The organism is Streptococcus sp. C300 (assembly GCF_000187645.1).
GTDB lineage: Bacteria > Bacillota > Bacilli > Lactobacillales > Streptococcaceae > Streptococcus > Streptococcus oralis_CQ.
Window position 1 is genome coordinate 150,631 of sequence record NZ_GL732469.1, and the last position, 8,731, is coordinate 159,361.

Annotated in this window: 13 protein-coding genes; 10 read left to right on the top strand and 3 right to left on the bottom strand. The window is 44.5% G+C overall.

Annotation, left to right across the window (positions count from 1 at the left end; all coding sequences use genetic code 11):
* The first annotated feature begins 212 nt into the window (after positions 1 to 212).
* The 10 genes from HMPREF0849_RS08450 to yidD all read left to right on the top strand — a co-directional run bounded on the left by HMPREF0849_RS08450 (position 213) and on the right by yidD (position 6,379).
* Positions 213 to 458, top strand: coding sequence for a YneF family protein (locus tag HMPREF0849_RS08450; protein WP_000364980.1), 246 nt, complete (start codon positions 213 to 215; stop codon positions 456 to 458).
* 205 nt (positions 459 to 663) lie between these two features.
* Entirely contained in the window at positions 664 to 1,458 is a 795-nt protein-coding gene (racE, locus tag HMPREF0849_RS08455) for a glutamate racemase (RefSeq protein ID WP_000370379.1), read from the top strand.
* Positions 1,455 to 2,426, top strand: coding sequence for a nucleoside-triphosphate diphosphatase (locus tag HMPREF0849_RS08460; RefSeq protein ID WP_000182432.1), 972 nt, complete (start codon positions 1,455 to 1,457; stop codon positions 2,424 to 2,426). Before racE ends, HMPREF0849_RS08460 begins: the two co-directional genes overlap by 4 nt.
* A complete protein-coding gene (locus HMPREF0849_RS08465) occupies positions 2,402 to 2,923 on the top strand; it encodes a metallophosphoesterase (protein WP_001118947.1) in 522 nt (173 codons plus the stop codon). The genes HMPREF0849_RS08460 and HMPREF0849_RS08465 overlap by 25 nt, the downstream gene beginning before the upstream one ends.
* Entirely contained in the window at positions 2,920 to 3,381 is a 462-nt protein-coding gene (gene cbpB, locus HMPREF0849_RS08470; RefSeq protein WP_000560696.1) for a cyclic-di-AMP-binding protein CbpB, read from the top strand. The genes HMPREF0849_RS08465 and cbpB overlap by 4 nt, the downstream gene beginning before the upstream one ends.
* Positions 3,378 to 4,112: a site-specific tyrosine recombinase XerD gene (gene xerD / locus HMPREF0849_RS08475; protein ID WP_277619949.1), complete on the top strand. Its 735-nt coding sequence runs from the start codon at positions 3,378 to 3,380 to the stop codon at positions 4,110 to 4,112. Before cbpB ends, xerD begins: the two co-directional genes overlap by 4 nt.
* On the top strand, positions 4,112 to 4,834 hold the full coding sequence (locus HMPREF0849_RS08480) for a segregation/condensation protein A (protein WP_000351893.1): 723 nt from the start codon (positions 4,112 to 4,114) through the stop codon (positions 4,832 to 4,834). Before xerD ends, HMPREF0849_RS08480 begins: the two co-directional genes overlap by 1 nt.
* 24 nt (positions 4,835 to 4,858) lie before the next feature.
* Positions 4,859 to 5,428 carry an SMC-Scp complex subunit ScpB gene (gene scpB / locus HMPREF0849_RS08485; protein WP_000105290.1) on the top strand — a complete coding sequence of 190 codons (570 nt, stop codon included), beginning with the start codon at positions 4,859 to 4,861 and terminating at the stop codon, positions 5,426 to 5,428.
* Positions 5,415 to 6,137, top strand: coding sequence for a pseudouridine synthase (locus HMPREF0849_RS08490; RefSeq protein WP_001222230.1), 723 nt, complete (start codon positions 5,415 to 5,417; stop codon positions 6,135 to 6,137). Before scpB ends, HMPREF0849_RS08490 begins: the two co-directional genes overlap by 14 nt.
* Positions 6,137 to 6,379, top strand: a complete 243-nt coding sequence (gene yidD, locus HMPREF0849_RS08495) for a membrane protein insertion efficiency factor YidD (RefSeq protein WP_000821626.1) — start codon at positions 6,137 to 6,139, stop codon at positions 6,377 to 6,379. Before HMPREF0849_RS08490 ends, yidD begins: the two co-directional genes overlap by 1 nt.
* A 32-nt stretch (positions 6,380 to 6,411) precedes the next feature.
* On the opposite strand, the gene HMPREF0849_RS08500 is transcribed toward yidD, so the two are convergent.
* From HMPREF0849_RS08500 to HMPREF0849_RS08510, 3 genes are all read right to left on the bottom strand, one after another.
* Entirely contained in the window at positions 6,412 to 7,383 is a 972-nt protein-coding gene (locus tag HMPREF0849_RS08500; RefSeq protein ID WP_000858291.1) for a siderophore ABC transporter substrate-binding protein, read from the bottom strand.
* A 99-nt stretch (positions 7,384 to 7,482) separates the two neighbouring features.
* A complete protein-coding gene (locus tag HMPREF0849_RS08505) occupies positions 7,483 to 8,235 on the bottom strand; it encodes an iron ABC transporter ATP-binding protein (RefSeq protein WP_000764282.1) in 753 nt (250 codons plus the stop codon).
* Positions 8,232 to 8,731: iron chelate uptake ABC transporter family permease subunit (locus tag HMPREF0849_RS08510; protein ID WP_000304098.1), on the bottom strand; the 500-nt coding region annotated here is incomplete at its 5' end. The genes HMPREF0849_RS08505 and HMPREF0849_RS08510, both read right to left, overlap by 4 nt.

An 8,731-nucleotide genomic window follows, 5' to 3' on the forward strand; every position in this document is an offset into this window, starting at 1 on the left:
TTTAGCAAGATACATATTTGCTGTTGTTTTTTCTTAAAATAGTAGAAGAAAGAGAGGAAAGGGTGGAATTATTCGTAATTTCATAGTTCAATCTGATTGTAAGACTAGCTTAGAATTGGCTTAACCCCCTCTTGAAAGCGTAAAACAAACTAGTCAGGAAAGTCACTTTATGGTATAATATAGAAGACTCAAAAAGAAACAGGAGAAAAAGAATGGATTTACTTTTAGCAATTATCTTGATTGTGCTAGCTTTTCTAGGAGGAGCTCTTGGAGGGATGTACTTGGTTCGTAAGCAAATTGAAAAAGAATTTGCGGACAACCCACGTTTGAATGCTGAGGCAGTTCGTGCTCTCTTGAGCGCAAATGGTCAAAAACCAAGCGAAGCCAAGGTACAACAAGTTTACCACCAAATCATCCGCCAACAAAAAGCAGCCCTTGCTAACAATAAAAAGAAATAAATAGGAAAAGTCTGGGATGAAAGTTCCAGACTTCTCACTATGTTCAATAGTTCTCAAGGATAAGACTTTTTCCTTGCATTCTATTGATATTTGATTATGATTAAAAGAGAGGCAGTTGCCATTCTATCAAGCTGTCTGTCCGTTCATTTAGGACAAGTAATCATGATGAACTATCAATCAGAAAAAAGACTAGAAAGAAGACTGTATGGATAATCGACCAATTGGTTTTTTGGATTCGGGTGTCGGGGGCTTGACCGTTGTTCGTGAGCTCATGCGCCAGCTTCCCCATGAAGAAATCGTCTATATTGGAGATTCGGCACGGGCGCCCTATGGTCCCCGTCCTGCTGAGCAAATCCGTGAATATACTTGGCAGTTGGTCAACTTTCTCTTGACCAAGGATGTCAAAATGATTGTCATTGCTTGCAACACTGCGACTGCGGTCGTCTGGGAAGAAATCAAGGCTCAACTAGATATTCCTGTCCTAGGCGTGATTTTGCCAGGAGCTTCGGCAGCCATCAAGTCCAGTCAAGGTGGGAAAATCGGAGTCATTGGAACGCCCATGACGGTCCAATCAGACATCTACCGTCAGAAAATCCATGATCTGGATCCGGATTTACAGGTGGAGAGTTTGGCCTGTCCCAAGTTTGCTCCCTTGGTGGAGTCTGGTGCCCTGTCAACCAGTGTCACTAAGAAAGTGGTTTATGAAACCCTGCGTCCCTTGGTCGGCAAGGTGGATAGCTTGATTTTGGGTTGTACCCATTACCCACTCCTTCGCCCTATCATCCAAAATGTCATGGGACCAAAGGTTCAGCTCATCGATAGTGGGGCAGAGTGTGTACGGGATATCTCGGTTTTGCTTAACTATTTTGAAATCAATCGTAGCCGAGATGCGGGACCTCTTCAACATCGTTTTTACACAACAGCCAATAGCCAAAGTTTTGCCCAGATTGGAGCAGAATGGCTGGAAAAAGAGATTCATGTGGAGCATGTAACTTTATGACAAACAAAATTTATGAATACAAGGATGACCAGGACTGGTATGTCGGTGTCTGGGATGTCTATGGAGGCATCTATAGCCTTATCAAAGATCCTCTCGAGCTTGATTTTATGGATTTAGCGCGGATTTTTCGGGACGAGGAAAATGGCTTTCCGATTACGATAACGGTGATGCGCTGGTCTTCTAACTTCCGTCTGCTCTCCTTTATCGTTGAGATTTTAAATGCCGAAGCAGGTCGCAATCTAGAAGTCATCCAACGTCAGGGAGCTCTGCTCTTGGTTGAAAATGGAAAGCTTTTGCATGTTGAATTGCCTAAAGAAGGAGTCGATGTAGAAGCCTTCTTTGAAACTAGCAAGGTTAGAGAAACTCTGCTCATTGCGACTCGTAACGAGGGCAAGACCAAGGAATTCCGAGCTATCTTTGACAAGTTAGGCTACGATGTGGAAAATCTCAATGACTATCCAAACCTACCTGAAGTTGCTGAAACAGGCATGACCTTTGAAGAAAATGCCCGCCTGAAGGCAGAAACCATTTCCCAATTAACAGGAAAGATGGTTTTGGCAGATGACTCAGGTCTCAAAGTCGATGTCCTCGGCGGTTTGCCAGGAGTCTGGTCAGCCCGTTTTGCAGGTGTGGGAGCAACTGATCGTGAAAACAATGCCAAACTCTTGCACGAATTGGCCATGGTCTTTGAACTCAAGGACCGCTCAGCTCAATTCCATACAACCCTAGTCGTAGCTAGTCCAAACAAGGAAAGCTTGGTTGTTGAAGCTGACTGGCCAGGATACATTAACTTTGAACCCAAGGGGGAGAATGGTTTTGGTTATGATCCCCTCTTCCTTGTAGGAGAGACAGGTAAATCCTCAGCAGAGCTAACCCTTGAAGAAAAAAATAGCCAATCTCACCGCGCCTTAGCCGTTAAGAAACTTTTGGAGGTATTTCCATCATGGCAAAGCAAACCATCATTGTAATGAGTGACTCCCATGGAGATAGCTTGATTGTGGAAGAAATTCGTGACCGCTATCTAGGTAAAGTTGATGCCATTTTTCACGATGGTGACTCAGAACTCCGACCAGACTCTTCGCTCTGGGAGGGCATCCATGTCGTCAAAGGCAACATGGACTTTTATGCTGGCTACCCAGAACGTTTGGTAACTCAACTTGGTCCAACCAAGATCATCCAGACGCATGGACACTTGTTTGATATCAATTTCAACTTTCAAAAGTTGGACTACTGGGCTCAGGAAGAAGATGCCGATATCTGTCTCTATGGTCACTTGCATGTACCAAATGCTTGGATGGAAGGCAAGACTCTTTTTCTAAATCCAGGCTCCATCAGCCAACCACGAGGAACTATTAGAGAATGCCTCTATGCACGTGTGGAGATTGATAACAGCTATTTCAAAGTAGAGTTTTTGACACGTGACCATGAGGTTTATCCAGGCTTGTCCAAGGAGTTTGCTCGATGATTGCCAAGGAATTTGAAGCATTTTTATTGGAGCAGGAAGAGACTTTTCTTACCCCTGCTGAGAATCTAGCAGCTTTGATTGATACCCACAATGCCGACCATGCGATTTTAGTGCTGAGCCAAATCACTTATACCCGTATCCCTGTTGTGACTTTTGACAAACGCTTTGTCGGAACCATTGGTCTGAGAGACATTTTGGCTTATCAAATGGAGCAAGGTTTGACGGATGAGCAGATGGCAACGACAGACATCGTCAATATGACCAAGACGGATGTGGCAGTTGTCGCTCCAGACTATAACATCACAGAGGTCCTCCATAAACTGGTGGATGAACCCTTCTTGCCAGTGGTAGATGATGAAGGGATTTTTCAAGGAATCATCACGCGCAAGTCCATCCTCAAGGCCGTCAATGCTCTCTTACATGACTTTAGTAAGGAATATGAGATTCGATGCAAATGAGAGATAGCATTTCAGCCTTTTTAGAGGAAAAACAGGGCTTGTCTACCAATTCCAAGCAGTCCTATAAGTATGATCTGGAGCAATTTTTAGACATTGTGGGTGAGCGGATTTCTGAGACCAGTCTTAAGATTTACCAAGCCCAGCTAGCCAATCTAAAAATCAGCGCCCAGAAGCGAAAACTTTCGGCCTGTAACCAATTTCTCTACTTTCTCTATCGAAACGGAGAAGTGGACAGCTTTTACCGTCTGGAATTAGCCAAACAAGCTGAAAAGAAGACTGAAAAGCCAGAGATTCTAAATTTAGACTCTTTTTGGCAGGAAAGTAATTATCCAGAAGGACGCTTGCTGGCGCTTCTTATCTTGGAAATAGGGCTCTTGCCAAGTGAGATTTTAGCCCTTAAGGTTGCAGATATCAATCTGGATTTTCAAGTGTTGAGAATCAGCAAGGCTTCCCAACAGAGGATTGTCACCATACCCACGACCTTGACTCCAGAATTGGAACCCTTGATGGGGCAGACCTATCTCTTTGAAAGGAGTGGGAAAACCTATTCTCGTCAGTGGGCCTTTCGTCAGCTGGAGTCCTTTGTCAAGGAGAAAGGTTTTCCAGCCTTATCAGCCCAAGCCTTGCGGGAACAGTTCATTCTAAGACAGATAGAAAACAAGGTCGATTTGTACGAAATTGCAAAAAAACTAGGATTAAAAACAGTCCTGACCTTAGAAAAATATAGATAATGGATATTAAATTAAAAGATTTTGAAGGGCCGCTGGACTTGCTTTTGCACCTGGTTTCTAAGTACCAGATGGATATCTACGATGTGCCTATCACAGAAGTCATCGAACAGTATCTAGCCTATGTCTCAACCTTGCAGGCAATGCGTCTGGAAGTGACGGGCGAGTATATGGTCATGGCTAGTCAGCTGATGCTGATCAAGAGTCGCAAGCTCTTGCCAAAGGTAGCAGAAGTGACAGACTTAGAGGATGACCTGGAGCAGGACCTTCTCTCTCAAATCGAAGAATACCGCAAGTTCAAGCTCTTGGGTGAGCACTTGGAGGCTAAGCACCAAGATCGGGCCCAGTACTATTCCAAAGCGCCGACAGAGTTGATTTACGAGGATGCGGAGCTTGTGCATGACAGGACGACCATTGACCTCTTTTTGGCTTTTTCAAATATCCTAGCCAAGAAAAAAGAGGAGTTCGCTCAGAACCACACGACCATCCTGCGCGATGAGTATAAGATTGAGGACATGATGGTCATCGTAAAAGAGTCCTTGGCTGGACGAGACCAGTTGCGCTTGCAGGATTTGTTCAAGGAAGCCCAGAATGTCCAAGAGGTCATTACCCTCTTTTTGGCGACCTTAGAGTTAATCAAAACCCAGGAATTAATCCTCGTGCAAGAGGAGAGTTTCGGAGATATCTATCTCATGGAAAAGAAGGAAGAAAGTCAAGAGGCATAAAGCTAGACTTGATAGAGAGGAAAGATGAGTACTTTAGCAGAAATAGAAGCGCTCTTGTTTGTGGCAGGTGAAGATGGGATTCGGGTTCGTCAGTTGGCTGAACTCCTCTCACTTCCACCGACAGGCATCCAACAGAGTTTAGAAAAATTAGCCCAGAAGTATGAAAAAGACCAAGAGTCGAGCTTGTCCCTGATCGAGACAGGTGGAGCTTACAGATTGGTCACCAAGCCTCAATTTGCAGAGATTTTGAAGGAATACTCCAAGGCACCAATCAACCAAAGTTTGTCTCGGGCTGCCCTTGAGACCTTGTCCATCATTGCCTACAAGCAACCGATTACCCGAATTGAGATTGATGCTATTCGTGGGGTCAATTCTAGTGGAGCTCTAGCTAAGCTACAAGCTTTTGAATTGATAAGAGAAGATGGAAAAAAAGAAGTTTTGGGCCGCCCCAACCTCTATGTGACTACGGATTATTTCCTAGATTACATGGGGATTAACCATTTGGAAGAACTGCCAGTGATTGATGAGCTTGAGATTCAAGCCCAAGAAAGCCAATTATTTGGTGAAAGGATAGAAGAAGATGAGAATCAATAAATATATTGCCCACGCAGGTGTGGCCAGTAGGAGAAAAGCAGAAGAGCTGATCAAGCAAGGATTGGTAACGGTCAACGGACAGGTAGTGCGTGAACTCGCAACGACCATCAAGTCAGGTGACAAGGTCGAAGTTGAGGGCCAGCCCATCTACAACGAAGAAAAGGTCTACTATCTGCTTAACAAACCACGTGGAGTGATTTCCAGTGTGACAGACGACAAGGGCCGAAAGACTGTTGTGGATCTCTTGCCCAATGTCAAGGAGCGCATTTACCCTGTGGGACGTTTGGATTGGGATACATCAGGTGTCTTGATTTTGACCAATGATGGGGACTTTACGGATGAAATGATTCACCCCCGTAATGAGATTGACAAGGTCTATGTCGCGCGTGTTAAAGGTGTGGCCAATAAGGAAAATCTCCGTCCCTTGACCCGCGGCCTAGAGATTGATGGCAAGAAAACCAAGCCAGCTGTATATGAGATTCTCAAAGTGGATCCAGTCAAAAATCGCTCAGTAGTGCAGTTGACCATACATGAAGGCCGTAATCATCAGGTTAAAAAGATGTTTGAAGCCGTCGGTCTTCAAGTGGATAAGTTGTCTCGGACACGTTTTGGACACTTAGACTTGACAGGTCTTCGTCCAGGAGAATCCCGTCGCCTTAATAAAAAAGAAATCAGCCAACTACACACTATGGCTGTAACCAAGAAATAATGAAACGAATCTTAATAGCGCCAGTACGCTTTTACCAACGTTTTATCTCACCGGCCTTTCCACCCTCTTGTCGCTTTGAGCCGACTTGTTCCAACTACATGATTCAGGCTATTGAAAAACATGGCTTCAAGGGTGTTCTGATGGGCTTGGCTCGGATTTTACGTTGTCATCCCTGGTCGAAAACAGGGAAGGACCCCGTCCCAGACCACTTTTCTCTCAGACGAAATCAAGAAGAAAAATGACCCCAACATCAGATGATGTTGGGGTTTCTTGCTTATTTCAAAGCTTTTTGTGCGTCTTCAATCATGAGTTTGGTTGATTCAAGTCCGCCTCCGCTTAGATACCAGAGGTCTGGTGTTAGTTGGATAATTTTACCGTTTTTAGCAGCAGGAGTTTCAGCGATGAGGGCATTTTCTAGGACGCCATCGTTGCTAGAGTTGTCCCCACCGATGGCAAGGGTACGGTTGATGACAAAGAGGATGTCAGGATTGATTTCTTTGACACTTTCAAAGCTGACTTCCTGGCCATGGCGAGAGTCTTCAAATTTGGTGTCAGTTGGCTTGAATTTCAAAGTTTGGTACAAGAAAGAGAAACGAGATTGGGCACCAAAGGCAGCCATTTTTCCTTCATTGAGGAGGATAGCAAGGGCTTTTTTGTCAGAACTTTCGTTTTTAGTAGCGACTTCTTGGATACTCTTATCCAGGTTTGCCAATTCTTCTTTGGCTTTCTGTGTACCAGTTTCACCAAAGGCGCTTGCTAAGGATTCGATATTAGACTTGGTAGAAGTCCAGTAGTCGTCCTTACTTGCTTGGAAGAGAACGGTTGGCGCGATTTCTTTGAACTTGTCTACGAATTTTTGGGTACGTGGTGAAGCGATAATTAGGTCTGGTTCAAGAGCAGCAATGGCTTCTAGGTCTGGCTCAACCATGGAACCCACATTGTTGACATTTCCCGCAAGATCTTTTAGGTAAGTCGGAACAGTTTTTGTAGGCATTCCGACGATATTCTTTTCAAAACCTAAAGCGCGAATAGTATCTGCAGCACCGAGGTCAAAGGTCACAATCTTTTCAGGAACCTTTGAAAGCTTGACCTCATCTAGTGAACTTTTAATGGTTACCTCTGTTGGAGCAGAGCTACTTGTCTCTGTCTGGCTAGTGCTTGAGTTTGTATTTGTACTACATGCACCAAGTAGGAGCAAGAAGCTGGTCACTAGGGCAGTGAGATAAAGTTTAAGGGATGTTTTCATGATTTCTCCTTTTTAAAATGTGATAACGATGTAGGGGGGGCTCTTAGATAGGCTTGTTAGCTAAGAGACAGAGGGTTCTCTAACATGAGTTCAGAATAGCTAGCTATAGATACAGATCTTTTTGCCATTGATATCAGCCAACGTGATGGGAATCTCATAGAGTTGACTGAGCAGGTCAGCCTGCATGATTTGAGCAGTCTTTCCCTTGCAAAAGACTTGACCGTCCTTGAAGGCAACAATTTCATCCGCATACTGGCTAGCCATGTTGATATCGTGGAGGACGATGATAATGGTTTTGCCAAGTTCCTCCACCAGTCGCCGAAGGATCTGCATCATGCTGACGCTTTGCTTGATATCGAGGTTGTTGAGCGGTTCGTCTAGCAAGATAAAGTCTGTATCCTGAGCCAGTACCATGGCGATAAAGACACGTTGGAGCTGTCCACCAGACAGACTATCGATGTAGCGGTCTTTTAAGTTTGTCAGTTCCAGATAGTCCAGAGTTTCTCGGATCTTTTCCCAGTCTTCTGCCTTCAGTCGACCACGACTGTAGGGAAAACGTCCAAAACTGACCAGTTCTTCTACAGTCAATTTGGCTTGGTAATTGATTTTCTGCTTTAGGATGGTCAGTTCTTTGGCTAGTTCTTGCGAATTCCAGCTCTCGATTTCACGACCTTTAATACTGAGAATCCCCTGATCTTTCTTGGTCAGTCTGCTCATGATGGAGAGAAGAGTTGATTTTCCAGCACCATTTGGACCAATGAAAGCTGTCAGTTTCTGAGGACTGACTTCAAGGGAAATGTCTTGCAAAATATCCTGTTTTTGAATGGATTTGTCAATGTTTTCCAATTTCACCGACGCGCCCTCCTATAAAGTAAGATAAAGAATAAGAAGCCACCCAGACTCTCGATGATCATGCTGATGCGAATTTCCAGCGCAAAGACTCGTTCGATAAGGGCTTGCCCCAAGGTCAAACTAATAAATCCAATCAGAATGGCTACGATAAAGAGCAACTTGTGCCGATAATCTTTGACAATCAGGTAAGTGAGATTGGCCAGCATAAAGCCGAAGAAGGCCATAGGCCCTACCAAGGCAGTAGCTGTTGAGGTCAAAAGCACGATGCCCCAGAGTAGCTCTCTCTGTTCTTTTTCAACATCGAGTCCCAGTATCTGAGCCGTTTCTCTTTGCAGGTGCAAGACATCCAGAACGACTGCTTTTCGAAAGAAAAAGATTGTCAAGGCAAGGATGATCAGAGAACTGATGGCTAGGATGGAAGTGTTGAGATGCTGAAAGGAGGCAAAGAGACTGTTCTGCAGTTTATCGTATTCATTTGGATCCATCAGGACTTGGA